Source organism: Streptomyces sp. NPDC057854 (genome assembly GCF_042797055.1).
GTDB lineage: Bacteria > Actinomycetota > Actinomycetes > Streptomycetales > Streptomycetaceae > Streptomyces.
Genome location: NZ_JBHVMF010000010.1, coordinates 21,565 through 45,174 on the forward strand (window position 1 = coordinate 21,565; position 23,610 = coordinate 45,174).

A 23,610-nucleotide genomic window follows, 5' to 3' on the forward strand; every position below is an offset into this window, starting at 1 on the left:
CATGATCGTACGGATCATGGGGGAGGGCCAGCGCGAGCTGGCCGACAGCCACTTCGCCGAGCTGAACGCGCTCGACGACGAGCTGCTGAAGGAGATGCGGTCCGGCGACGAGGAAGGCTTCCGGCGCACGCTGGCGGCCCTCCTCGACGCCGTCCGCCGTCTGGGCAGCCCCCTCCCGGACGACGCCCTGGAACCCTCGGAGCTCATCCTCCCGTCCCCGGACGCGTCCCTCGCCGAGGTCCGGGACATGCTGTCCGACGACGGCCTCATCCCGGGCTGACGCGGCCGGCCGCCGCGGGACGGCGCCCTCACCGGCGCCGGAGCACCAGCCCGCCGCGGCCCCTCGGCACACCGGTCCTCGTGCGGGACGGCGCCGTTTCCCGGCCCGTCCCGTACGACGTACCGTTTCGGCGTGACCCGCACAGGAGACGCGCCCCCCGCCCCGGCCGGCATCGCCACCCGCCTGTGCGAGAGGTTCCGCGACCACCCCCTCGCCTTCGACACCGGCCTCGCCCTCGCCGTCCTCCTGGCGATGATCGCCGCCTCCTTCACCGACCCCCACGGCAGCGTCACCGGCCCCACCTTCGGCGACCGCGCCCCCACGCTCACCGGCGTCGCCATGATGACCGCCGCCGCCGTCGCCCTCGTCTTCCGCCGCCGCCGGCCCTTCGTCGTCCTCGCCTTCACCGGCTCCCTGAGCCTGGTCGAACTGCTCGGCGAGACCCGCCCCGCGCCGCTCGCCATCAGCGCCGTCGTCGCCCTCTACACCGTCGCCTCCCGCACCGACCGCCCCACCACCTGGCGGGTCGGCCTCGCCACCATGACCGTGCTGGCCGTCGCCGCCATGGCCTTCGGCCCCACCCCCTGGTACGCCCAGGAGAACCTCGGGGTCTTCGCCTGGACCGGCATGGCCGCCGCCGCCGGCGACGCCGTCCGCAGCCGCCGCGCCTTCGTGGACGCCATCCGGGAGCGCGCCGAACGCGCCGAGCGGACCCGCGAGGAGGAGGCCCGCCGCCGCGTCGCGGAGGAACGGCTCCGGATCGCCCGCGACCTCCACGACGTCGTCGCCCACCACATCGCCCTCGTCAACGTGCAGGCCGGAGTCGCCGCCCACGTCATGGAGAAGCGCCCCGACCAGGCGAAGGAGGCCCTGGCGCACGTCCGGGAGGCCAGCCGCTCCGCCCTCGACGAGCTGCGCGCCACCGTCGGCCTGCTCCGCCAGTCCGGCGACCCGGCGGCCCCCACCGAACCCGTCTCCGGCCTCGCGGTCCTCGACAACCTCCTCGACGGCTTCCGCAAGGCGGGCCTGCCCGTGTCGCTGGCCCGCGCGGACGGTGGCCGGCAGCTCCCGGCGGCCGTGGACATGGCCGCGTACCGGATCGTCCAGGAGGCCCTCACCAACGTCCGGAAGCACGCCGGACCGGACGCCCGCGCCGAGGTCAGCATCGTCGTCGTGGGCCGTACGGTCGAGGTCACCGTCCTCGACGACGGCACCCCGCCCGCCGGGCCGCCCCCCGAGCCCTCCGGCGGTCACGGCCTGCTCGGCATGCGCGAGCGGGTCACCGCCCTCGGCGGCACCCTCACCGCCGCCCCCCGGTACGGCGGCGGCTTCCGCGTCCAGGCGATACTGCCCCTGACACCGGAGACCGCCCGGGAGCCGGGGGAGGACGACCGATGACGATCCGCGTGCTGCTCGCCGACGACCAGGCCCTGCTGCGCAGCGCCTTCCGGGTCCTGGTGGACTCCGAGCCCGACATGGAGGTCGTCGGCGAGGCCGCCGACGGCGCCCAGGCCGCCGCCCTCGCCCGCGCCGAGCGGCCGGACGTCGTCCTCATGGACATCCGGATGCCCGGCACCGACGGCCTCGCCGCCACCCGCGCGATCACCGCCGACCCCGAGCTCGCCGGGGTCCGGATCGTCATGCTCACCACCTTCGAGATCGACGAGTACGTGGTCGAGTCGCTGCGCGCCGGCGCCTCCGGCTTCCTCGGCAAGGGCGCCGAACCGGAGGAGCTGCTGGGCGCGATCCGGATCGCGCACGCCGGCGAGGCGCTGCTCTCCCCGGCCGCCACCAAGGGCCTGATCGCCACCTTTCTCGCCCAGAGCGCCCCCGGCCCGGCCGGCGCCGGGAGCCGGGTGGACGCCGGACGGCTCTCCGCGCTCACCGCCCGGGAGCGGGAGGTGCTGGTCCTGGTCGGCGGCGGCCTCTCCAACGACGAGATCGCCGAACGGCTCGACGTCAGCCCGCTCACCGTGAAGACGCACGTCAACCGCACCATGGCCAAGCTGGGCGCCCGCGACCGCGCCCAGCTGGTGGTCACCGCGTACGAGACGGGACTGGTACGCCCGAGGGGGGAGTGACCGCGCGCGGCGGCGTACTGCGGACGCGGTACGCGGCGGGCGGGAAGTGCGCCTGAGGGCCGAAGATTTCCGGCCGGGTGTGGCCGAAGGTAAGGGGAGGGGGGCGCTCTGGCTGCCCGCCGCCTGCCGACGAGTACGCCACGGAAGAGAGACCGACCCCATGTCCTGGCTGTCCAGATTCAGCCTCGCGCAACGGGCCCTGATCGGGCTGATGTCCCTTGTCGCCGTCGTCTTCGGACTGATCGCGATACCCCAGCTGAAGCAGCAGCTGTTCCCGTCGATCGAGCTGCCCATGGTCTCGGTCATCGCCCCGTACCAGGGCGCCTCTCCCGACGTGGTCGAGAAGCAGGTCGTCGAGCCGCTGGAGAACAACCTCAAGGCCGTCGACGGCCTCAAGGGCATCACGTCGACCGCCTCCGAGGGCAGCGCCGTCATCATGGCCTCCTTCGACTACGGCGACGAGTCCACCAAGCAGCTGGTCGCCGACGTCCAGCAGGCCGTCAACCGGGCCCGGGCGCTGCTGCCGGAGTCGGTCGACCCGCAGGTCGTGGCGGGCTCCACCGACGACATCCCGACCGTCGTCCTCGCCGCCACCTCCGACCGGGACCAGCAGGCGCTCGCCGACCAGCTGGAGCGGACCGTCGTGCCCGCCCTGGAGGACATCGACGGCGTCGGGCAGGTCAGCGTCGACGGCGTCCAGGACCTCCAGGTCTCCGTCACACCCGACCCGCGCAAGCTCGCCGCGGCCGGCCTGACCACGGCGGACCTCGCCCGGACCCTCCAGGCCGGCGGCGCCGCCATGCCCGCCGGCTCCTTCTCCGAGGCGGGCAAGAGCCGCACCGTCCAGGTCGGCGGCGGCTACACCTCGCTCCAGCAGATCCAGGACCTGCGGATCAAGCCCGCCAAGGGCAAGGCGGTCCGGCTGGCCGACGTGGCCGCGGTGCAGCAGGAGGAGTCCGCCCGGGTCTCGCTGACCCGCACCAACGGCAAGCCGAGCCTCGCCGTCATGGCCACCATGGACAAGGACGGCAGCGCCGTCGCCATCTCCGAGGCCGTCGAGAAGAAGCTGCCCGAGCTGCGGAAGCAGCTGGGCGCCGGCGCCGACCTGACTGTCGTCTCCGACCAGGGCCCGGCCGTCGCCAAGTCGATCTCCGGCCTCACCACCGAGGGCGCCCTCGGCCTCGTCATGGCCGTCCTGGTGATCCTGGTCTTCCTCGCCTCGATCCGCTCGACCCTGGTCACCGCGGTCTCCATCCCGCTCTCGGTGGTCCTGGCGCTGATCGTGCTGTGGACCCGCGACCTCTCCCTCAACGTGCTGACGCTCGGCGCGCTCACCATCGCCATCGGCCGGGTCGTCGACGACTCGATCGTGGTCCTGGAGAACATCAAGCGCCACCTCGGCTACGGCGAGGACCGCCAGTCCGCGATCATCACCGCCGTGAAGGAGGTGGCCGGCGCGGTCACCTCCTCCACCCTCACCACCGTCGCCGTCTTCCTGCCGATCGGCCTGGTCGGCGGCATGGTCGGCGAGCTGTTCGGCTCGTTCAGCCTCACCGTGACGGCCGCCCTGCTGGCGTCGCTGCTGGTGTCGCTGACGGTCGTCCCGGTGCTCTCGTACTGGTTCCTCCGCGCGCCCAAGGGCACCTCGGAGGACCCGGACGAGGCCCGCAGGGCCGCCGAGGAGAAGGAGGCGAAGAGCCGCCTCCAGCGCGCGTACGTGCCGGTGCTGCGGTTCGCCACCCGCCGCCGCCTCACCAGCGTGGCCCTCGCCCTCGTGGTGCTCGCCGTCACCTTCGGCATGGCGCCGCTGATGAAGACCAACTTCTTCGACCAGGGCGACCAGCCGGTGCTGACGGTCAAGCAGAAGCTGGCGCCGGGCACCTCCCTGGACGCCTCCGACGCGGCCGCGAAGAAGATCGAGAAGGTCCTCGCGGAGACCGACGGCGTCAAGGACTACCAGGTCACCGTCGGCTCCTCCGGCTTCATGGCCGCCTTCGGCGGCGGCACCGGCGCCAACCAGGCGTCCTTCCAGGTCACCCTGGAGGAGTCCGCCTCGTACGAGAAGACCCGCGACGCCCTGGAGTCGGCCCTCGGGAAGCTCGACGGGGTCGGCGACACCTCGATCGCGGCCGGCGACGGCTTCGCGAGCCAGGACCTGAGCGTCATCGTGAAGGCCGGCGACCGCGAGCTGCTCCAGCGGGCGTCCGAGCAGGTGCGGAAGGCGGTCGCGGAGCTGAAGGACGTCACCGACGTCCAGAGCGACCTCTCCCGGTCGGTGCCGCGGGTCTCCGTGACGGCGAACGCGAAGGCGGCCGACGCCGGCTTCGACACCACCACCCTCGGCATGGTCGTCGCCCAGGCCGTCCGCGGCACCCCGGCCGGCAAGGCGACCCTGGACGACGCCGAGCGGGACGTCCTCATCACCTCGGCCGCCCCGGTCACCACCCTCGCCGAGCTGAAGGCGCTGCCGCTCGGCCCGGTGAGGCTCGGCGACATCGCCACCGTGGAACTGGTCCCCGGCCCGGTCTCCATGACCCGGATCGACGGCGCCCGCGCGGCGACGATCACCGCCAAGCCGACCACGGACAACACCGGCGCCGTCGGCACCGCGCTCCAGGCGAAGCTCGACGGGCTCGACCTGCCCGAGGGCGCGTCCGCCACCGTCGGCGGCGTGTCCGAGGACCAGAACGAGGCGTTCGTCAACCTCGGCCTGGCGATGCTCGCGGCCGTCGCGATCGTCTTCATGCTGCTGGTCGCGACCTTCCGGTCGCTGGTCCAGCCGCTGATCCTGCTGGTCTCCATCCCGTTCGCCGCCACCGGCGCCATCGGCCTGCTGGTCGTCACCGGCACCGCGATGGGCGTCCCGGCGATGATCGGCATGCTGATGCTCATCGGCATCGTGGTGACCAACGCGATCGTCCTGATCGACCTGATCAACCAGTACCGGGCGCAGGGGTACGGCGTCGTCGAGGCCGTGATCGAGGGCGGCCGGCACCGGCTCCGCCCGATCCTCATGACCGCCCTGGCGACGGTCTTCGCCCTGCTGCCGATGGCCCTCGGCATCACCGGCGAGGGCGGCTTCATCGCCCAGCCGCTCGCCGTGGTGGTGATCGGCGGCCTGATCACCTCGACCCTGCTGACCCTCCTCCTCGTCCCGACGCTCTACGCGATGGTCGAGCTCCGCAAGGAGCGCCGCGCGGCGAAGAAGGCGGCGAAGAAGGCGGCGAAGGGGGAGCCGGCGGAGGGCGGCGACGCCCAGGTCCCGCCGCAGCAGAAGGAGACGGTGAAGGCGTAGCACGACGAAGGGGCGCCCCGCGAGTCCGCGGGGCGCCCCTTCCGCCGTACCGGTCGGAGAACCGTTACGGCAGCGCCAGCATCCGCTCCAGCGCGAGCTTGGCGAACGCCTCCGTCTCCTTGTCGACCTCGATCCGGTTGACCAGGTTCCCCTCGGCCAGCGACTCCAGCGCCCACACCAGGTGCGGCAGGTCGATCCGGTTCATCGTCGAGCAGAAGCAGACCGTCTTGTCGAGGAAGACGATCTCCTTGCCCTGGTCGGCGTAACGGTTCGCCAGGCGGCGGACCAGGTTCAGCTCCGTGCCGATGGCCCACTTCGAGCCGGCCGGGGCCGCCTCCAGGGTGTTGATGATGTACTCGGTCGAGCCCACGTAGTCCGCGGCGGCCACGACCTCGTGCTTGCACTCCGGGTGGACCAGCACGTTCACGCCGGGGATCCGGGCGCGGACGTCCTCGACCGACTCCAGCGAGAAGCGGCCGTGCACCGAGCAGTGACCCCGCCACAGGATCATCTTCGCGGCGCGCAGCTCCTCGGTGGTGAGCCCGCCGTTCGGCTTGTGCGGGTTGTAGACCACGCAGTCGTCCAGGGACATGCCCAGGTCGCGGACGGCCGTGTTGCGGCCCAGGTGCTGGTCGGGCAGGAACAGCACCTTCTCGCCCTGCTCGAACGCCCAGTTCAGCGCCCGCTCGGCGTTGGACGAGGTGCAGATCGTGCCGCCGTGCTTGCCGGTGAACGCCTTGATGTCCGCCGAGGAGTTCATGTACGAGACGGGCACCACCTGCTCGGCGATCCCGGCCTCGGTCAGCACGTCCCAGCACTCGGCGACCTGCTCGGCGGTGGCCATGTCGGCCATCGAGCAGCCGGCCGCGAGGTCCGGCAGGACGACCTTCTGGTCGTCGCCGGTGAGGATGTCGGCCGACTCGGCCATGAAGTGCACGCCGCAGAAGACGATGTACTCGGCCTCCGGCCGGGCGGCGGCGTCGCGCGCGAGCTTGAACGAGTCACCGGTGACGTCGGCGAACTGGATGACCTCGTCGCGCTGGTAGTGGTGGCCGAGGACGAAGACCTTGTCCCCGAGCTTCTCCTTGGCCGCGCGGGCGCGCTCCACCAGGTCGGGGTCGGACGGCGACGGCAGATCGCCGGGACACTCCACGCCGCGCTCGCTCTTCGGGTCGGCCTCGCGGCCGAGCAGCAGAAGGGCGAGCGGCGTCGGCTGGACGTCCAGGGGCTGGGCGGTGGTCACGTCACGCACCCTTTCTTCGGAGAACCTTTTCGTCTAATTGACGCTATCTATCATAACCCCTTCACGTCATCCTGACGATGTCCATAGTGTCGATGTGACGAATTCGCCCTCCACGTCTTCGGAGTGCATGTGCGAGCATGAAGGAGGGAAATCCCACCCGACCCGGAATGAATCCGGGACACCGTCGGTTGCAACCGTCGGCAAGCAGTCTCCGTACAACCCGGGAGAGATGTAGATGTCCGTATCGGACGAGACCGGCACCGTCACCGACGGCATCATCGTCACCGACGCCGCCGCGGCCAAGGTCAAGGCTCTGCTGGAGCAGGAGGGCCGCGACGACCTGGCGCTGCGCGTCGCCGTCCAGCCCGGTGGCTGCTCCGGCCTGCGCTACCAGCTGTTCTTCGACGAGCGCTCGCTCGACGGTGACGTCGTCAAGGAGTTCGACGGCGTCAAGGTCGTCACCGACCGGATGAGCGCCCCGTACCTGGGCGGCGCCTCCATCGACTTCGTCGACACCATCGAGAAGCAGGGCTTCACGATCGACAACCCGAACGCCACCGGCTCCTGCGCCTGCGGCGACTCGTTCAGCTAAAGAGCGGCGCCCGACAGACCAGGGCGGTGGCCCGGGAGACCGACCTCCCGGACCACCGCCCTGCCGCGTTCCCGCCGGCGCCTACCGCCGCGGCACGGCCTCGCCGCTCGCCGCGTCGACCACCGGCCGGTCGCCCAGCGGCGCGTCCAGCGTCACCTTCACGGTGATCTCCTGGGCGATCATGACGCAGGCCCGCTCCGGGTCCGTCTTCTCGTCGATCCGCACCCGCACCCGCCGCGGATCCTCCGCCGCGTGCGCCGTGTACGTGCTGCACACCCCGCCCCAGAAGGTCACGGCGAGCGTCCTCCCGCCCGGCTCCACGGCGAACGACTCGATCCGCCGCACCGGCGCGTCACCGTCCGAAGGCTCCGGGGTGGGCTCCGGCGACGGCGTCGCCGGCGGCTCCAGAAACTCCGGCGCCACCGCCGTCGACGTCACCGTGAACGGCGCCGCGTCCGCCGGATCGGCCGTGAACAGCCACGCCGGTACGAGCATCCGCCCCTCCGCCGTGTCCGTCGCCGCCAGCCCGAGCACCGCGCCCGTCACCGGCACCTCGCGCGGCGGCGCCACGTCCACCGTCGTCTCGCAGGGCGCGTCCTTCCCCGCCCCACCGCCCGGCTCCCCGGCCGGCGGATCCGTCGCACAGCCGCCGATCCCGATCGGCCCCGCGCCCTTCGACTCCTCGTTCAGCCGCGCCAGCGCCCGCTCCGCCGGCACCACCGGGTACGTCTCGCCCTTCACCGGCTCCCGCAGCGTCCCGCTGCCCGCCACCGGCCGCCCGTCCGGGCCGATGTGCAGCCCCGTCGACCAGCCGTACGTCGGCAGCCCGCCGACCACCGGATCGGCGTTCACCACCCGCACCGAACCGTTCATCACCTGCGCCGCCGACACCTTCGCGTCGTCCTGCCCCAGCGCCTTCAGCACCGGAGCCGCCGCCGCCCGCGCCGCCGCCTCGCTCACCGGCGACCCGCCGGCCGGGGGCTTCACCTCACCCGGCGGCGGACACGCCCTGCCCTTCAGACAGGCGTCGCCCGCCGGACCGCCGTCGTACCAGGAGTACGTCCAGTTCCCCGGCGCCTGCCGCGCCACGTCGAGGCGCGGACCCCGGCCGTCCTTCTCGGGCCGGATCGTCCACACGTCACCGACCAGCGCCGGACGCCCCTCCATCCCGAGAACCCCGGCCAGCCTGGTCACCTCCTCCGAGGTGACCAGGCCCTCCGGCCGGTGGACCGCGGCCGACGAAGGCCCCTGGGGGAGTGGGCCCTCGGCTCTGTAGACCGTCCCGCCCGGGCCGCCGCCCGGATCGGGTTCGCCCGGCGCGATCCCCGCGCCCGGGCCCGTACCGCCGCTGCCGCCCGCCAGCCGCAGGGGCGGCGGCGCGGGCGCGCCCGCGGCCCGCGAGGCGGGACCGGCCCCCTCGTCACCCGAGGCGGTCAGATACACCCCGCCGCCCCCGGCCAGCAGCACACCCGCCGCCACCGTGGCGACGAGCGCGGTCCGCCGGCCGCGTCCGCTCTCCGTACCGCTCACCGCAACGCTCCCTCGTGTCGATCGGACACCGGTGGGACGGGGCGGGGGCGCGGACGGTTCCGTCCGTCAGCCGCCGTACTCGGCGGTGGCGGCGATCAGCCGCGCCGAGGCGTCCGGGACGACCACCCCGTGGATCGAGGCGGGCGAGACGGGGGCGGGCGCCGGATCGGCCGGCGTCACCCAGTGCGGGACCATCCGGGCACTGGCCCCGCGCAGCTCGGCGAGGCTCAGTTCGGACTCGTGTCGCTCGCGCGGAGCGGGATACGTGGTCATGGCCGCACCGTACGCACCACCCGCCTCCGGGGAAAAGCCCTACTCTGGGGTAGTTTCCGCTGTTCGGCAGCGCGCCCTTCACCGGATACCGTGGACAGTCATCACCCTTCACCCGCAGGAGCGCCCAGCCGTGCGTATCGCAGTCACCGGCTCCATCGCCACCGACCACCTCATGACCTTCCCCGGCCGGTTCGCCGACCAGCTGGTGGCCGACCAGCTCCACACGGTGTCCCTGTCCTTCCTGGTGGACAACCTCGACGTCCGCCGCGGCGGCGTCGGACCCAACATCTGCTTCGGCATGGGCCAGCTCGGCGGCAACCCGATCCTCGTCGGCGCGGCCGGCTACGACTTCGACGAGTACCGCGCCTGGCTCGACCGCCACGGCGTCGACACCGGCTCCGTCCGCATCTCCGAGGTCCTGCACACCGCGCGCTTCGTCTGCACCACGGACAAGGACCACAACCAGATCGGGTCCTTCTACACCGGCGCCATGAGCGAGGCCCGCCTCATCGAGCTCAAGGCCGTCGCCGACCGCGTCGGCGGGCTCGACCTCGTCCTCATCGGCGCCGACGACCCCGAGGCGATGCTGCGCCACACCGAGGAGTGCAAGGCCCGGTCCATCCCCTTCGCCGCCGACTTCTCCCAGCAGATCGCGCGGATGGACGGCGACGAGATCCGCCTCCTCCTCGACGGCGCCACCTACCTCTTCTCCAACGAGTACGAGAAGGGCCTCATCGAGTCGAAGACCGGCTGGACCGACGAGGAGATCCTGTCCCGCGTCGGCCACCGCGTCACCACCCTCGGCTCGCGCGGCGTCCGCATCGAGCGCGCCGGCGAACCGGTCATCGAGGTCGCCTGCCCCGAGGAGGAGGCCAAGGTCGACCCCACCGGCGTCGGCGACGCCTTCCGCGCGGGCTTCCTCACGGGCCTCTCCTGGGGCGTGAGCCTGGAGCGCGCGGCGCAGGTCGGCTGCATGCTGGCGACGCTGGTCATCGAGACGCTGGGCACGCAGGAGTACACGCTGCGGCGCACCAACTTCATGGAGCGCTTCGCCAAGGCGTACGGCGAGGAAGCCGCCACCGAAGTCCACACCCACCTGACCTGACCCCGCCCCCGCAGGGCCCCCTCCGGCGCGGCGCCGTCCGCCGCACCTCCGCGTGGGCAGGCCCCTCACGTCCGGTTCGGACGCGGGGCCCGGCCTCGGGGCGGCGCCCTTCGGCGGGCCTCCGTGTGGGCAGGCGTTCCGCAGGGGTGGGGGTCCCCCCTGGACGAAGTCCTTGGGGGAGGGTGGGCACACGGAACGGCGCCGGCTGCCGCGCCGAGGCTACTGCGCCTGAACCCGCACCCGGTGCGCGACGCCCGTTCGGTGCGGGTTCAGGCCCGGGGCGCGGAGGCACTGCTGAGGGTGCCGTTCCGTTGTGCCCACCCGTTCCGCCCTAGCGGAACGTATGCCCACAACGGAACGGCGGCCCCGCCGCCTCCGCCGGGCGCAGCCCACAACGAAACGCCGGGCGCAGCCCGCGACGGGGCCCGGCCCGCGGGGTCAGGAGGTGCGGCGGACCACGTAGGCGCGGGCGCCCTCGGGCGCGGGGGAGTCACCCACGTACTCCTGCCCCCGCATCTCGCACCACGCCGGAATGTCCAGCCGCGCCGCCTCGTCGTCCGACAGCACCCGCACCGTCCCCCCCACCCGCACCGTCCCGATGACCTTCGCCAGCTCGATGACCGGGATGGGGCACCGCTTGCCCCGCGCGTCCACGACCAGCTCCTCGCCCGCCGGGGACGGCAGCGGCGCCGGGCCCGCCGCGCCCGCCGCGCCCAGCCGGTCGCGTACCGACGCCACGACCCCCGGCAGCACCGCGAGGAACCGGTCGACGTCGGCGGCCTCCGTGCCGGCCGGCAGCGAGACCCGGACGTTCCCCTCGCTCAGGACGCTCATCGCACGCAGCACATGGCTGGGCGTCAGCGTGGAGCTCGTACACGACGAACCGGACGAAACGGAGAAACCCTCCCGGTCCAGCTCGGACAGCAGCGTCTCCCCGTCGACATAGAGACAGGAGAACGTGACGAGGTGGGGGAGCCGCCGCACCGGATCGCCCACCACCTCCACGTCCGGCACCAGCTCCGGCACCCGCGTCCGGATCCGGTCCACGAGCTCCCGCAGCCGGGCGCCCTCCGCCGCCGCCTCGGCCCGTACCGCCCGCAGGGAGGCCGCCGCCGCGACGATCGCGGGCAGGTTCTCGAAACCGGGCGCGCGGCCCGACTCCCGTTCGTCGGACGGACCTTGGGGGGCGAAGCGGACGCCCTTCCGGACCGCCAGCAGCCCGACGCCCGCCGGCCCGCCCCACTTGTGCGCGCTCGCCGCCAGCAGCGACCAGCCCTCCGGTACCGCTCCCCAGCCCAGCGACTGGGCCGCGTCCACGAGCAGCGGCACCCCGGCCGCCCGGCACGCCTCGGCGACCTCGGCCACCGGCTGCTCCGTGCCGACCTCGTGGTTGGCCGACTGGAGGCAGGCCAGGGCCGTCCGCTCGTCCAGCGCCGCCGCGAAGACCGCCGGGTCCACCGCGCCGGTCCGGCCGACCGGCACCTCGGTCACGGTCCCGCCGGCCGCCGCGTGCGCCTCGCCGGCGTGCAGGACGGAGGAGTGCTCGACGGCCGAGACGACCAGCCGGTCGCCCGCCCGCCGGCGCCCGGCGAGCGCGCCCGACACGCCCGAGTGCACGGCGCGCGTCCCCGAAGGAGTGAAGACGAGTTCGTCGGGGCGACAGCCCACCGCCTCCGCCGCCGCCTCCCGCGCCGCGTCGAGCAGCAGCCGTGCCCGCCGGCCCTCCCGGTAGAGCCGGGCCGGATCGGCCCACCCCTCGTCGAGGGCGGCGAGCAGCGCCTGGCGGGCGACGGGGTGCAGGGGCGCGGCGGACGCGGCGTCAAAGTACGACATCCCCCCAAGGTAGGCCCCGAGGCCCCGCCACCCCGGACGCCCCCGCCCCGCCCACCGGCCGCGCCCGGTCCCGCGCCCACCCGCCCCGCCCACCGGCCGCGCCCGGTCCCGCGCCCACCCGCCCCGCCCACTGGCCGCGCCCGGTCCCGCGCCCACCCGCCCCGCCCCGGGCAGCCCGCGCCGCCACCCACCCCCGCCCCACCCCCATGAACCCGCGTCAGTTCCCCCTCCCCCTCCGCCCCCAGCCCCCCGGACGGGCGCTTCCCGCCGGTCTCCGGAAGGCTCGCGTCCACCCCTTCGGGGACTCGGACGGCGCGTTGGGCACCCTCCCCGCGCGACCCCAAATAGCGTCCAGTAGGGTTTGGTCCGCATAAACATCCAAACCCCTGCCCGCGGCCGGGGCGGCGACCGACCAGCGAGACGGACGGCCGTGGCCGACCAAACGCGGGCCGAGACTCTCGGGAAGGCGCTACGTGAGTCCCAACGGCTCCGACCGCTCGTCGCGGCGCCCGATGCGGCGGAAGCTGCCGCAGGTGCTGACTGCGGGCCTGATCCTGGCGACAGCCACCGGCTGCTCGTACAACTGGGAAGACTTCCCCCGCCTTGGCATGCCCACCCCCGTCACGGAAGAGGCGCCTCGGATCCTCTCCCTCTGGCAGGGCTCCTGGGCCGCCGCGCTCCTCACCGGCATCCTGGTGTGGGGCCTCATCCTGTGGGCGACCATCTTCCACCGGCGCAGCAGGACCAAGGTCGAGGTACCTCCGCAGACCCGCTACAACATGCCCATCGAGGCGCTGTACACGGTCACCCCCCTCATCATCGTCTCGGTGCTCTTCTACTTCACCGCGCGTGACGAGTCGAAGCTCCTCGCCCTCTCGGACAAGCCCGCCCACACCATCAACGTGGTCGGCTACCAGTGGAGCTGGGCCTTCAACTACGTCGAGGACGTCCCCGGCGTCGAGGGCGACGCGAAGAAGGACAAGAACCTCGCGTCGATCCCGGACAAGTTCATCAAGCAGTTCCCGGACAACGCGGGCGGCGTCTACGACGCCGGCATCCCCGGCGACCGGAACCCGCAGACCGGCAACCCGGGCCCGACGCTGTGGCTGCCGAAGGGCGAGAAGGTCCGGTTCGTCCTGACCTCGCGTGACGTCATCCACTCCTTCTGGGTGGTGCCGTTCCTCTTCAAGCAGGACGTCATCCCGGGTCACACCAACGTCTTCGAGGTCACCCCGACCCAGGAGGGCACCTTCCTCGGCAAGTGCGCCGAGCTGTGCGGTGTCGACCACTCCCGGATGCTCTTCAACGTCAAGGTGGTCTCCCCGGAGCGCTACCAGGCGCACCTGAAGGAGCTGGCTGAGAAGGGCCAGACCGGCTACATCCCGTCCGGCATCGAGCAGACGGACCCGGCCAGGAACGCGGAGAAGAACCAACTGTGAGCATCCCCAACGAAACCAAGGGTGCCGCGGCTGAGGACTCGTACGAGAACGAGCTGCCCGTCCGCCGCAAGCAGCCCGGCAATGTGGTGGTGAAGTGGCTGACCACCACCGACCACAAGACCATCGGTACGATGTACCTGGTCACCTCGTTCGTGTTCTTCATCATCGGCGGCCTGATGGCGCTCTTCATGCGCGCCGAGCTGGCCCGTCCGGGCACGCAGATCATGTCGAACGAGCAGTTCAACCAGGCGTTCACGATGCACGGCACGATCATGCTGCTGATGTTCGCGACGCCGCTGTTCGCCGGTTTCGCCAACTGGATCATGCCGCTGCAGATCGGCGCGCCCGACGTGGCGTTCCCGCGGCTGAACATGTTCGCGTACTGGCTGTACCTCTTCGGCTCGATCATCGCGGTGGCCGGCTTCCTCACCCCGCAGGGTGCGGCCGACTTCGGCTGGTTCGCCTACTCCCCGCTGTCGGACGCCGTCCGCTCGCCGGGTGTCGGCGCCGACATGTGGATCATGGGTCTGGCCTTCTCCGGCTTCGGCACGATCCTCGGCTCGGTCAACTTCATCACCACGATCATCTGCATGCGCGCCCCGGGCATGACGATGTTCCGCATGCCGATCTTCACCTGGAACGTGCTGCTGACCGGTGTCCTGGTCCTGCTCGCCTTCCCGGTCCTGGCGGCGGCGCTCTTCGCCCTCGAGGCGGACCGCAAGTTCGGTGCCCACGTCTTCGACGCGGCCAACGGCGGCGCACTGCTCTGGCAGCACCTCTTCTGGTTCTTCGGACACCCAGAGGTGTACATCATCGCCCTGCCGTTCTTCGGCATCATCTCCGAGGTCATCCCGGTCTTCAGCCGCAAGCCGATGTTCGGCTACATCGGTCTGGTGGCCGCGACCATCGCGATCGCCGGTCTGTCCGTGACCGTGTGGGCGCACCACATGTACGTCACCGGTGGCGTGCTCCTCCCGTTCTTCTCCTTCATGACGTTCCTCATCGCCGTACCGACCGGCGTGAAGTTCTTCAACTGGATCGGAACGATGTGGAAGGGCTCACTGTCCTTCGAGACCCCGATGCTCTGGGCCGTCGGCTTCCTGATCACCTTCACCTTCGGTGGTCTGACCGGCGTCATCCTGGCCTCGCCCCCGATGGACTTCCACGTCTCCGACTCGTACTTCGTCGTGGCGCACTTCCACTACGTCATCTTCGGCACCGTCGTCTTCGCGATGTTCTCCGGCTTCCACTTCTGGTGGCCGAAGTTCACCGGCAAGATGCTCGACGAGCGCCTCGGCAAGATCACGTTCTGGACGCTGTTCGTGGGCTTCCACGGCACCTTCCTGGTGCAGCACTGGCTCGGTGCCGAGGGCATGCCGCGCCGTTACGCGGACTACCTGGACGCCGACGGCTTCACCGCCCTGAACACGATCTCGACGATCTCGTCCTTCCTCCTCGGCCTGTCGATGCTGCCGTTCTTCTACAACGTGTGGAAGACCGCCAAGTACGGCAAGAAGATCGAGGTCGACGACCCCTGGGGCTACGGCCGTTCGCTCGAGTGGGCGACGTCCTGCCCGCCGCCGCGGCACAACTTCCTCACGCTGCCGCGCATCCGCTCGGAATCGCCCGCGTTCGACCTGCACCACCCTGAGATCGCGGCTGTCGACCAGCTCGAGAACAAGCCGCACGAGGCCGCGGCCCTCACGGGCAGCAAGGAGGCCGGCAAGTGAAGATCCAGGGCAAGATGTTCATCTGGCTGAGCGTCTTCATCCTTGCCATGGCGGTCGTGTACGGCGTCTGGTCCAAGGAGCCGGTCGGCACGACGGCGCTCTTCCTGGCCTTCGGCCTGGCCATCATGATCGGCTACTACCTGGCCTTCACGGCCAAGCGGGTCGACGCGATGGCGCAGGACGACAAGGAGGCCGACGTCGCGGACGAGGCCGGCGAGGTGGGCTTCTTCGCCCCCCACAGCTGGCAGCCGCTGTCGCTGGCGCTCGGTGGCGCGCTCGCCTTCCTGTCGATCGCGATGGGCTGGTGGATCATGTACTTCTCCGCCCCGCTGATCCTGGTCGGCATCTGGGGCTGGGTCTTCGAGTTCTACCGCGGTGAGAACCAGAACCAGTAACACCCCGCAACACCCCGAGGGGCCCGGTCACTTCGTACGCGAAGCGGCCGGGCCCCTCTTTTGCCGCGCTCGGCGCGCCCGCGCGGGCAACTGTCCTTAGCGTGAGGTCATGAACGACACGCCGCGCATTCGGACTGTTCTGAGCTGCACGCTCCTGGCCCTCGTCGTCACCGCGGGCGCGTCGGCGTGCGCGGGCGGCACGGACGGGCATCCGCTGTCGGCGAGTCCGTACGACGCGGCCGACCAGATCGCCTTCGCGGCGGCCGACGGCACCCGGCTGGACCCGGCGAAGCCGCTGGAGATCACCGCCAAGGGCGAGGACGGGCGGATCACCGACGTCACCGCCACCGACGCGGCGGGCCGGCACCTGGCGGGCGAACTCACCGCCGACGGGCGCAGCTGGCGCTCCACGGCCTCCCTGGCCGCCGGGACCCGCTACACCGTCCGAGTGGCCACGGAGGACGCGGACGGGGCCCCTGGCGCCCGTACGTACACGTTCGAGACGGCACCGGCCAAAAGGGCCCTGACCGTCACCTTCGGGCCGGAGGCGGGCACGTACGGCGTCGGGCAGCCGATCACCGCCGACCTGAGCCTCCCCGTCAAGGACCGGGCCGCGCGCGCCGTCGTCGAACGGGCCCTCAAGGTCCGCTCCACACCCGCCGTCGAAGGCTCCTGGTACTGGGTGGACGACAAGAAGCTGCACTTCCGGCCGAAGGAGTACTGGCCGGCCGGCGCGCTCGTCTCCGTCACCGGCAACCTGGACGGCCTCCGCGTCGGCGACAAGCTCTACGGCGGCCCGTCCAAGCCGCTCCGGCTGAAGATCGGCGACCGGATCGAGGCCGTCGCCGACGCCGGCAGCCACACCATGACGGTCCGACGCAACGGAGAAGTGATCAACACCATTCCGGTGACCACCGGGAAACCGGGCTTCTCCACCCGTAACGGGATCAAAGTGGTGCTCGGCAAGGAGTACTACGTCCGGATGCGCGGCACCAGCATCGGCATCGCCGAAGGCAGCTCCGAGTCGTACGACCTGCCCGTGTACTACGCCACCCGGGTCACCTGGAGCGGCGAATACGTCCACGCCGCCCCCTGGTCCGTCGGCTCCCACGGCGTCGCCAACGTCAGCCACGGCTGCGTCGGCATGTCCACCGGCAACGCCGCCTGGTTCTACGAGACCGTCCGCCCCGGCGACATCGTCAAGACCGTCAACAGCTACGGCGAGACGATGGACCCCTTCGGCAACGGCTTCGGCGACTGGAACCTGTCCTGGGACAAGTGGCGCCGCGGCAGCGCCCTGGTGGCCGAGAAGGGCGACCCCACGGCCACCGAGGACGCCAAGGCCCGCCTCCGGCCCAGTCTTTAGAGGCTCGGTTCGCCTCCGGGCGCTGTAGCCGGGCTCACACCCCCGACCGTGCTCGGCCCGCTCGTTCCTCACGGGCCTGCGCGCGGCCGGGGGTGTTCCCCCGGCGCGCCCTTCGGCTCACTCGCCGAGGCGCGGCCAGCCCGGGCACAGGGGTCCCGTCGCCACACCGCCCGCAGGGATCACGCGTCGATCGAGAGGCGGGTGCGCAGCAGGGTCGCCAGGGACGCGGCGAACTCGACCGGTTCCACCGGAAGGGTGACCGCGGCGTCCGCGCGGCTCCAGGTGGCCAGCCAGGCGTCCTGCGGGCGGCCGATCAGCAGCAGCACCGGCGGGCAGCGGAAGACCTCGTCCTTGATCTGCCGGCAGACGCCCATGCCGCCCGCCGGGACGGCCTCGCCGTCGAGGACGCAGACGTCGATCCCGCCCTCGTCCAGCCGCTTCAGCACGGCCGGGAGCGTGGCGCACTCCACGAACTCCACCGGGGGCACGTCCGCCGCGGGCCGCCGCCCGGCGGCGAGCCGGACCTGCTCCCGGGTGTTCGCGTCGTCGCTGTAGACCAGGACCGTGGCACTCGACTGCATCGTTCCTCCGTCCGGAAGGCGGGCCGGTCGTCCTCGACCGGTGCGCGGGATGCTACTCCGCTCCACACCCCGTCAACACCCGTTCAACACCTGTTCGAAGGGTGCCGGGAGGCCCCGCGGATGGGCCGTTCGGGCTGGACACACCCCTCTGACACTCCGAACGGCACCCCCCGGAGTGAGGGCGGGATAAGCGACCGACATAATGTCGGTCGTGGCGACAGTAACGACAGTAGATACCGGGCACGCGCACCCGTCGGTCAATCGACCGAACCTCACCAGCGTCGGAACCATCATCTGGCTGAGTTCCGAGCTGATGTTCTTCGCGGCCCTCTTCGCGATGTACTTCACCCTGCGATCGGTGACCGGTCCCGAGTTCTGGGCGGAAAAGGCCGACGCCTTGAACTTCCCGTTCTCGGCGACCAACACCACGATCCTGGTGCTCTCCTCCCTCACCTGCCAGCTCGGCGTCTTCGCCGCCGAGCGGGGTGACGTGAAGAAGCTCCGGACGTGGTTCATCATCACGTTCGTGATGGGTGCCATCTTCATCGGCGGCCAGGTCCTCGAGTACACCGAGCTGGTCAAGCACGAGGGCCTGTCGCTCTCGTCGGACCCGTACGGCACGGTGTTCTACCTGACCACCGGCTTCCACGGCCTGCACGTGACGGGCGGTCTCATCGCCTTCCTGCTGGTCCTGGGCCGGACGTACGCCGCCAAGAGGTTCACTCACGAGCAGGCAACCGCCGCCATCGTCGTGTCCTACTACTGGCACTTCGTCGATGTCGTCTGGATCGGCCTCTTCGCCACGATCTACATGATCAAGTAGTCGGTCACCGCCCGTCACGGCGGACCGACATCCAGCAAGCATCGACGCAGAAGATCCTGACACCGGGGTAATCCGTGAAAAAGCTCTCCGCACGACGACGCCATCCGCTGGCGGCGGTCGTCGTCCTACTTCTCGCGCTGGCGGCCACGGGGGGGCTGTACGCCGCGTTCGCGCCCGCGGGCACGGCGAAGGCCGATGAAACCGCCCAGTCCCTCGCCATCGAGGAGGGCAAGAAGCTCTACTCCGTCGGCTGCGCCAGCTGCCACGGAACCGGCGGTCAGGGCACCACTGACGGCCCGTCCCTGGTCGGCGTCGGCTCCGCGGCCGTCGACTTCCAGGTCGGCACCGGCCGTATGCCGGCGCAGCAGCCGGGTGCCCAGGTCCCGAGGAAGAAGGTCATCTACACGCAGGCTGAGATCGATCAGCTCGCGGCGTACGTCGCCTCCCTCGGTGCCGGCCCGATCACGCCGAAGGAAGGCCAGTACGACCCCGCGGGTGCCGACGCCGCCAAGGGTGGCGAGCTGTTCCGCACCAACTGCGCGCAGTGCCACAACTTCACCGGCGAGGGCGGCGCGCTGACGCACGGCAAGTACGCCCCGACCCTTGAGGGCGTCAGCCCGAAGCACCTCTACGAGGCCATGCAGACCGGCCCGCAGAACATGCCCTCCTTCCCGGACACGACCATGCCGGAGCAGGAGAAGAAGGACATCATCGCGTACGTCCAGGCCGTCAACGGCGAGAAGACCGCCAGCCCGGGCGGCCTCTCGCTCGGTGGCCTCGGCCCCGTCTCCGAGGGCCTGTTCGCCTGGATCTTCGGTCTGGGTGCGCTGATCGCAGTTGCCATCTGGGTCGCGGCCCACACCGCTAAGGCCAAGAAGTCATGAGTACCCAAGAGATTCCAGAAGAGAACCTGCCGGCAGGGCAGGACACCGCGCACGGCGCGGTGAAGGTCGCGGACAACCCGTTCGCCGACCCGGGCCTTCCGCCCCACAAGCCGCGCGTCCAGGACATCGACGAGAAGGCCGCCCGGCGCTCCGAGCGCGCCGTCGCGTTCATGTTCGTGCTGTCGATGCTGGCCACCGTCGGCTTCATCGCCTCGTACGTGATCTTCCCGGTCGACAAGATCGTGTACATCTGGCCGTTCGGCCACGTGTCCGCGCTCAACTTCGCGCTGGGCTGGACCCTCGGCCTCGCCCTCTTCTTCATCGGCGCGGGCGCGGTCCACTGGGCCCGCACCCTGATGTCCGACGTCGAGGTCGCGGACGAGCGCCACCCGATGGAGGCGTCGCCCGAGGTCAAGGCGAAGGTCATGGCGGACTTCGCGGCCGGTGCCGCCGAGTCCGGCTTCGGCCGCCGCAAGCTCATCCGCAACACCCTGTTCGGCGCGCTGGCCCTGGTGCCGCTCTCCGGCGTGGTGCTGCTGCGTGACATGGGTCCGCTGCCCGAGAAGAAGCTCCGCAGCACGCTGTGGGCCAAGGGCAAGCTGCTCATCAACATGAACACGCACGAGCCGCTGCGTCCCGAGGACGTCGCCGTCGGTTCGCTGACCTTCGCGATGCCCGAGGGCCTCTCGGAGCACGACCACAACTTCCAGACCGAGATCGCCAAGGCCGCCCTGATGATCGTCCGGATCCAGCCGGAGGACATCAAGGACAAGCGCGAGCTCGAGTGGTCGCACGAGGGCATCGTCGCCTTCTCGAAGATCTGCACCCACGTCGGCTGCCCGATCTCGCTGTACGAGCAGCAGACGCACCACGTGCTCTGCCCGTGCCACCAGTCCACCTTCGACCTGTCCGACGGCGCCCGAGTCATCTTCGGCCCGGCCGGTCACGCCCTCCCGCAGCTGCGGATCGGCGTGAACGACAAGGGCTTCCTCGAAGCGCACGGCGACTTCGACGAGCCCGTCGGTCCCGCATTCTGGGAGCGCGGATGAGCACTGTGACCAACACGCAGAAGAAGGCGCCCGCCGGAGAGCGGATCGCCGACTGGGCCGACGGCCGCCTGGGGATCTACACGCTGGCCAAGGCCAACATGCGGAAGATCTTCCCGGACCACTGGTCCTTCATGCTGGGCGAGGTCTGCCTCTACAGCTTCCTCATCATCATCCTGACGGGCGTCTACCTGACGATGTTCTTCCACCCGTCGATGAACGAGGTGGAGTACGCCGGACCGTACGTCCCGCTCCAGGGACAGCTCATGTCCGAGGCGTTCAACTCGACCATGCACATCTCGTTCGAGGTGCGCGGTGGTCTGCTGATCCGGCAGATCCACCACTGGGCGGCGCTGATCTTCCTCGCCGGCATGTTCGTGCACATGATGCGCGTCTTCTTCACCGGCGCGTTCCGCAAGCCGCGTGAGATCAACTGGCTGTTCGGCTTCCTGCTGTTCTTCCTGGGCATGTTCACCGGTTTCACCGGCTACTCGCTCCCGGACGACCTGCTCTCCGGCACCGGTGTCCGCTTCATGCAGGGCGCGATCCTGTCCGTGCCGATCGTCGGCACGTACCTGTCGATGTTCCTCTTCGGCGGCGAGTTCCCCGGCGGCGACTTCGTGGCCCGGTTCTACTCGGCGCACGTGCTGCTGCTCCCCGGCATCATGCTGGGCCTGGTGGTCGCGCACCTCATCCTGGTGTTCGTCCACAAGCACACGCACTTCGAGGGCCCCGGCCGGACGAACAAGAACGTCGTCGGCATGCCGCTGCTCCCCGTGTACATGGCGAAGGCGGGAGGCTTCTTCTTCCTGGTCTTCGGCGTCATCACGGTCATCGCGGCGATCGCCTCGATCAACCCGATCTGGGCGCTCGGCCCGTACCGCCCGGACCAGGTGTCCACCGGCGCCCAGCCCGACTGGTACATGGGCTTCGCCGAGGGTCTGATCCGTGTCATGCCGGGCTGGGAGATCAACCTCTGGGGCCACACGCTGGTCCTGGGCGTGTTCATCCCGCTGGTGCTCTTCCCGCTGGTCCTCGGCGCGATCGCGGTCTACCCGTTCATCGAGTCCTGGATCACCGGCGACAAGCGCGAGCACCACATCGCGCAGCGCCCGCGCAACGCTCCGACGCGCACCGCCTTCGGTGTCGCCTGGATCACCGCGTACATGATCATGCTCGTCGGTGGTGGAAACGACCTCTGGGCCACCCACTTCCACCTGTCGATCAACTCGATCACCTGGTTCGTGCGGATCTTCTTCTTCGCCGGCCCGGTCATCGCGTTCATCGTCACCAAGCGGATCTGCCTCGGCCTCCAGCGCCGGGACAAGGACAAGGTGCTGCACGGGCGCGAGTCCGGCATCATCAAGCGCCTGCCGCACGGTGAGTTCGTCGAGGTCCACGAGCCGCTCAGCCAGGGCGAGCTGTACAAGCTCACCGCGCACGAGCAGTACGCGCCCGCCGAGCTGCCGCCGGCCGTCGACGAGAACGGCGTCCAGCGCAAGGTCGGCGCCATGGAGAAGCTGCGGGTCAAGCTCAGCAAGGGCTACTACGGCGACGACAACCAGGTCGCCAAGCCCACCCTCGAGGAGTACAAGGAGATCCAGAGCGGCCACGGCCACCACTGATCCCCTCCTGACCTCCTGAGGCAGGTCGCCACGGCGAGAGCCCCGTCCATTCGATGGACGGGGCTCTTTGCCGTACCCGTGGATCGATAGGCTGGACCCGTATCCACCGCACGATCATCAGGAGCTGCCATGAGCGCTGTGACCCCCGCTGGAGGACCGACCACGGCGGGCCGCTCCTGGCCCGTCCTCCTGAACGGCCTGCTGGAGGGGAAGGACCTCTCCGCCGACGACACCGCCTGGGCGATGGACCTCATCATGAGCGGCGAGGCGACCGACGCCCAGATCGCCGGTTTCATGGTCGCGCTGCGCGCCAAGGGCGAGACCGTCGAGGAGATCAGCGGACTCGTCCGGACGATGTACGCCCACGCCAACACGATCGAGGTGCCCGGCCCGGCCGTCGACATCGTCGGCACCGGCGGCGACGGCGCCAAGACCGTCAACATCTCCACGATGGCGTCGATCGTCGTCGCCGGCACCGGCACCCGTGTCGTCAAGCACGGCAACCGGGCCGCGTCCTCCGCCTCCGGCTCCTCGGACGTCCTGGAGAAGCTCGGCATCAACCTGGACCTCACCCCCGCCCGGGTGGCCCAGGTCGCCGAGGAGGCCGGCATCACCATGTGCTTCGCGGTGCGGTTCCACCCCTCGCTGCGGCACGTCGCCGCCGCCCGCGGCCAGCTCGGCATCCGCACCACCTTCAACGTGCTCGGCCCGCTCACCAACCCCGCCCGGGTGAAGGCCCAGGCGGTCGGCGTCGCCGACCCGCGGATGGCGCCGATCGTCGCCGGCGTCTTCGCCGAGCGCGGCAACTCCGCGCTCGTCTTCCGCGGCGACGACGGCCTCGACGAACTCACCATCACCGGCACCTCCCGGGTCTGGGTGGTCCGCGACGGCGCCGTCCGCGAGGAGGTCTTCGACCCGAAGGACGTGGGCCTCGGCTACGCGCCCCTGGAGGCGCTGCGCGGCGCCGACGCCTCGTACAACGCCGACGTCGCCCGCCGGCTCCTCGCCGGCGAGACCGGGCCGGTACGGGACGCGGTGCTGCTCAACGCGGCGGCGGCGCTCACCGCCGTGGAGCCCGGCGAGGGCACCCTCGCGGAGCGGCTGGGCGCCGGCATCGCGCGGGCCGCCGAGTCCATCGACTCCGGGGCCGCCCGCGCGGCCCTCGACCGCTGGATCGCCGCCAGCAACGCCTGACCGCCCGCCGCGCGGTCCGTGAGAACCCCGTCCCGGAATGCGGACGGGGTTGCGCGGACCGCGAGCGGTGGCATACGTTCGGCGACAGGTCATGAGCGACAGCCCTCAAGCCCCGGCTGGCTGTCCGGCAACCCTCCGTCCGTGGCGGGGTGCCCCGGGTGAAGACCAGGCCGTGGACAGCAAGGTCCTCGGCAAGCGCGGACCCCTGCGTATCCCTGGGGTCCTGGTCCTCGAGGGAGCGGTCTCGTGAGCAAGCGAATGCGCTAGGGCCTCCGGCCCCTTTTCCCCCTCCGTA

Annotated in this window: 20 protein-coding genes and 1 riboswitch; of the genes, 15 read left to right on the top strand and 5 right to left on the bottom strand. The window is 71.1% G+C overall.

Going from position 1 to position 23,610, the window contains the following annotated elements; translation table 11 throughout:
* The first annotated feature begins 1 nt into the window (after position 1).
* The 4 genes from ACFVQZ_RS16285 (at position 2) to ACFVQZ_RS16300 (ending at position 5,656) form a co-directional block, all read left to right on the top strand.
* Positions 2-280: a hypothetical protein gene (locus ACFVQZ_RS16285; RefSeq protein WP_030496806.1), complete on the top strand. Its 279-nt coding sequence runs from the start codon at positions 2-4 to the stop codon at positions 278-280.
* A gap of 171 nt (positions 281-451) precedes the next feature.
* Positions 452-1,678 (top strand): histidine kinase, encoded by a 1,227-nt coding sequence (locus ACFVQZ_RS16290; RefSeq protein WP_030496807.1) that lies wholly within the window; start codon positions 452-454, stop codon positions 1,676-1,678.
* Complete coding sequence (locus ACFVQZ_RS16295) at positions 1,675-2,361, top strand: response regulator transcription factor (protein WP_030496808.1); 687 nt, start codon at positions 1,675-1,677, stop codon at positions 2,359-2,361. The genes ACFVQZ_RS16290 and ACFVQZ_RS16295 overlap by 4 nt, the downstream gene beginning before the upstream one ends.
* Positions 2,362-2,521: 160 nt before the next feature.
* A complete protein-coding gene (locus ACFVQZ_RS16300; RefSeq protein ID WP_383623028.1) occupies positions 2,522-5,656 on the top strand; it encodes an efflux RND transporter permease subunit in 3,135 nt (1,044 codons plus the stop codon).
* Between the two features lie 64 nt (positions 5,657-5,720).
* Here ACFVQZ_RS16300 and nadA read toward each other — a convergent pair whose 3' ends face one another.
* Positions 5,721-6,908, bottom strand: coding sequence for a quinolinate synthase NadA (nadA, locus tag ACFVQZ_RS16305; protein WP_081959445.1), 1,188 nt, complete (start codon positions 6,906-6,908; stop codon positions 5,721-5,723).
* Positions 6,909-7,134: 226 nt separating this feature from the next.
* On the opposite strand from nadA, the gene erpA reads away from it, so the two are divergent.
* Complete coding sequence (gene erpA / locus ACFVQZ_RS16310) at positions 7,135-7,491, top strand: iron-sulfur cluster insertion protein ErpA (RefSeq protein ID WP_030496811.1); 357 nt, start codon at positions 7,135-7,137, stop codon at positions 7,489-7,491.
* Positions 7,492-7,572: 81 nt separating this feature from the next.
* On the opposite strand, the gene ACFVQZ_RS16315 is transcribed toward erpA, so the two are convergent.
* Positions 7,573-9,021 (bottom strand): hypothetical protein, encoded by a 1,449-nt coding sequence (locus tag ACFVQZ_RS16315; protein WP_030496812.1) that lies wholly within the window; start codon positions 9,019-9,021, stop codon positions 7,573-7,575.
* 66 nt (positions 9,022-9,087) lie between these two features.
* On the bottom strand, positions 9,088-9,294 hold the full coding sequence (locus tag ACFVQZ_RS16320) for a hypothetical protein (RefSeq protein ID WP_030496813.1): 207 nt from the start codon (positions 9,292-9,294) through the stop codon (positions 9,088-9,090).
* 130 nt (positions 9,295-9,424) lie between these two features.
* Here ACFVQZ_RS16320 and ACFVQZ_RS16325 point away from each other — a divergent pair, with 130 nt between their 5' ends.
* A complete protein-coding gene (locus ACFVQZ_RS16325; RefSeq protein ID WP_030496814.1) occupies positions 9,425-10,399 on the top strand; it encodes a carbohydrate kinase family protein in 975 nt (324 codons plus the stop codon).
* Positions 10,400-10,837: 438 nt separating this feature from the next.
* Here ACFVQZ_RS16325 and ACFVQZ_RS16330 read toward each other — a convergent pair whose 3' ends face one another.
* Positions 10,838-12,232, bottom strand: coding sequence for a cysteine desulfurase/sulfurtransferase TusA family protein (locus ACFVQZ_RS16330; RefSeq protein WP_383623034.1), 1,395 nt, complete (start codon positions 12,230-12,232; stop codon positions 10,838-10,840).
* Positions 12,233-12,705: 473 nt separating this feature from the next.
* Here ACFVQZ_RS16330 and coxB point away from each other — a divergent pair, with 473 nt between their 5' ends.
* The 4 genes from coxB to ACFVQZ_RS16350 all read left to right on the top strand — a co-directional run bounded on the left by coxB (position 12,706) and on the right by ACFVQZ_RS16350 (position 17,162).
* Positions 12,706-13,671 carry a cytochrome c oxidase subunit II gene (gene coxB, locus ACFVQZ_RS16335; protein ID WP_030497552.1) on the top strand — a complete coding sequence of 322 codons (966 nt, stop codon included), beginning with the start codon at positions 12,706-12,708 and terminating at the stop codon, positions 13,669-13,671.
* Positions 13,668-15,401: a cytochrome c oxidase subunit I gene (gene ctaD / locus ACFVQZ_RS16340; protein WP_030497553.1), complete on the top strand. Its 1,734-nt coding sequence runs from the start codon at positions 13,668-13,670 to the stop codon at positions 15,399-15,401. The genes coxB and ctaD overlap by 4 nt, the downstream gene beginning before the upstream one ends.
* The gene (locus tag ACFVQZ_RS16345; RefSeq protein WP_030497554.1) at positions 15,398-15,796 is read left to right on the top strand and encodes a cytochrome c oxidase subunit 4; all 399 of its coding nucleotides are present in this window, start codon (positions 15,398-15,400) and stop codon (positions 15,794-15,796) included. The genes ctaD and ACFVQZ_RS16345 overlap by 4 nt, the downstream gene beginning before the upstream one ends.
* Before the next feature lie 109 nt (positions 15,797-15,905).
* A complete protein-coding gene (locus ACFVQZ_RS16350) occupies positions 15,906-17,162 on the top strand; it encodes a L,D-transpeptidase (protein WP_030497555.1) in 1,257 nt (418 codons plus the stop codon).
* Positions 17,163-17,341: 179 nt separating this feature from the next.
* On the opposite strand, the gene ACFVQZ_RS16355 is transcribed toward ACFVQZ_RS16350, so the two are convergent.
* Positions 17,342-17,743 (bottom strand): hypothetical protein, encoded by a 402-nt coding sequence (locus ACFVQZ_RS16355; protein ID WP_030497556.1) that lies wholly within the window; start codon positions 17,741-17,743, stop codon positions 17,342-17,344.
* A 202-nt stretch (positions 17,744-17,945) separates the two neighbouring features.
* Between ACFVQZ_RS16355 and ACFVQZ_RS16360 the strand changes: the two genes are divergently transcribed.
* The 5 genes from ACFVQZ_RS16360 (at position 17,946) to trpD (ending at position 23,315) form a co-directional block, all read left to right on the top strand.
* A complete protein-coding gene (locus tag ACFVQZ_RS16360) occupies positions 17,946-18,566 on the top strand; it encodes a heme-copper oxidase subunit III (RefSeq protein WP_030497557.1) in 621 nt (206 codons plus the stop codon).
* A 74-nt stretch (positions 18,567-18,640) separates the two neighbouring features.
* Positions 18,641-19,450, top strand: coding sequence for a c-type cytochrome (locus tag ACFVQZ_RS16365; RefSeq protein WP_030497558.1), 810 nt, complete (start codon positions 18,641-18,643; stop codon positions 19,448-19,450).
* Complete coding sequence (locus ACFVQZ_RS16370) at positions 19,447-20,499, top strand: Rieske (2Fe-2S) protein (protein WP_030497559.1); 1,053 nt, start codon at positions 19,447-19,449, stop codon at positions 20,497-20,499. The genes ACFVQZ_RS16365 and ACFVQZ_RS16370 overlap by 4 nt, the downstream gene beginning before the upstream one ends.
* A complete protein-coding gene (locus ACFVQZ_RS16375) occupies positions 20,496-22,121 on the top strand; it encodes a cytochrome bc complex cytochrome b subunit (RefSeq protein ID WP_030497560.1) in 1,626 nt (541 codons plus the stop codon). The genes ACFVQZ_RS16370 and ACFVQZ_RS16375 overlap by 4 nt, the downstream gene beginning before the upstream one ends.
* Positions 22,122-22,250: 129 nt before the next feature.
* Positions 22,251-23,315 carry an anthranilate phosphoribosyltransferase gene (trpD, locus tag ACFVQZ_RS16380; protein ID WP_030497561.1) on the top strand — a complete coding sequence of 355 codons (1,065 nt, stop codon included), beginning with the start codon at positions 22,251-22,253 and terminating at the stop codon, positions 23,313-23,315.
* An 87-nt stretch (positions 23,316-23,402) separates the two neighbouring features.
* Positions 23,403-23,519, top strand: a riboswitch (SAM riboswitch).
* Positions 23,520-23,610 lie beyond the last annotated feature (91 nt).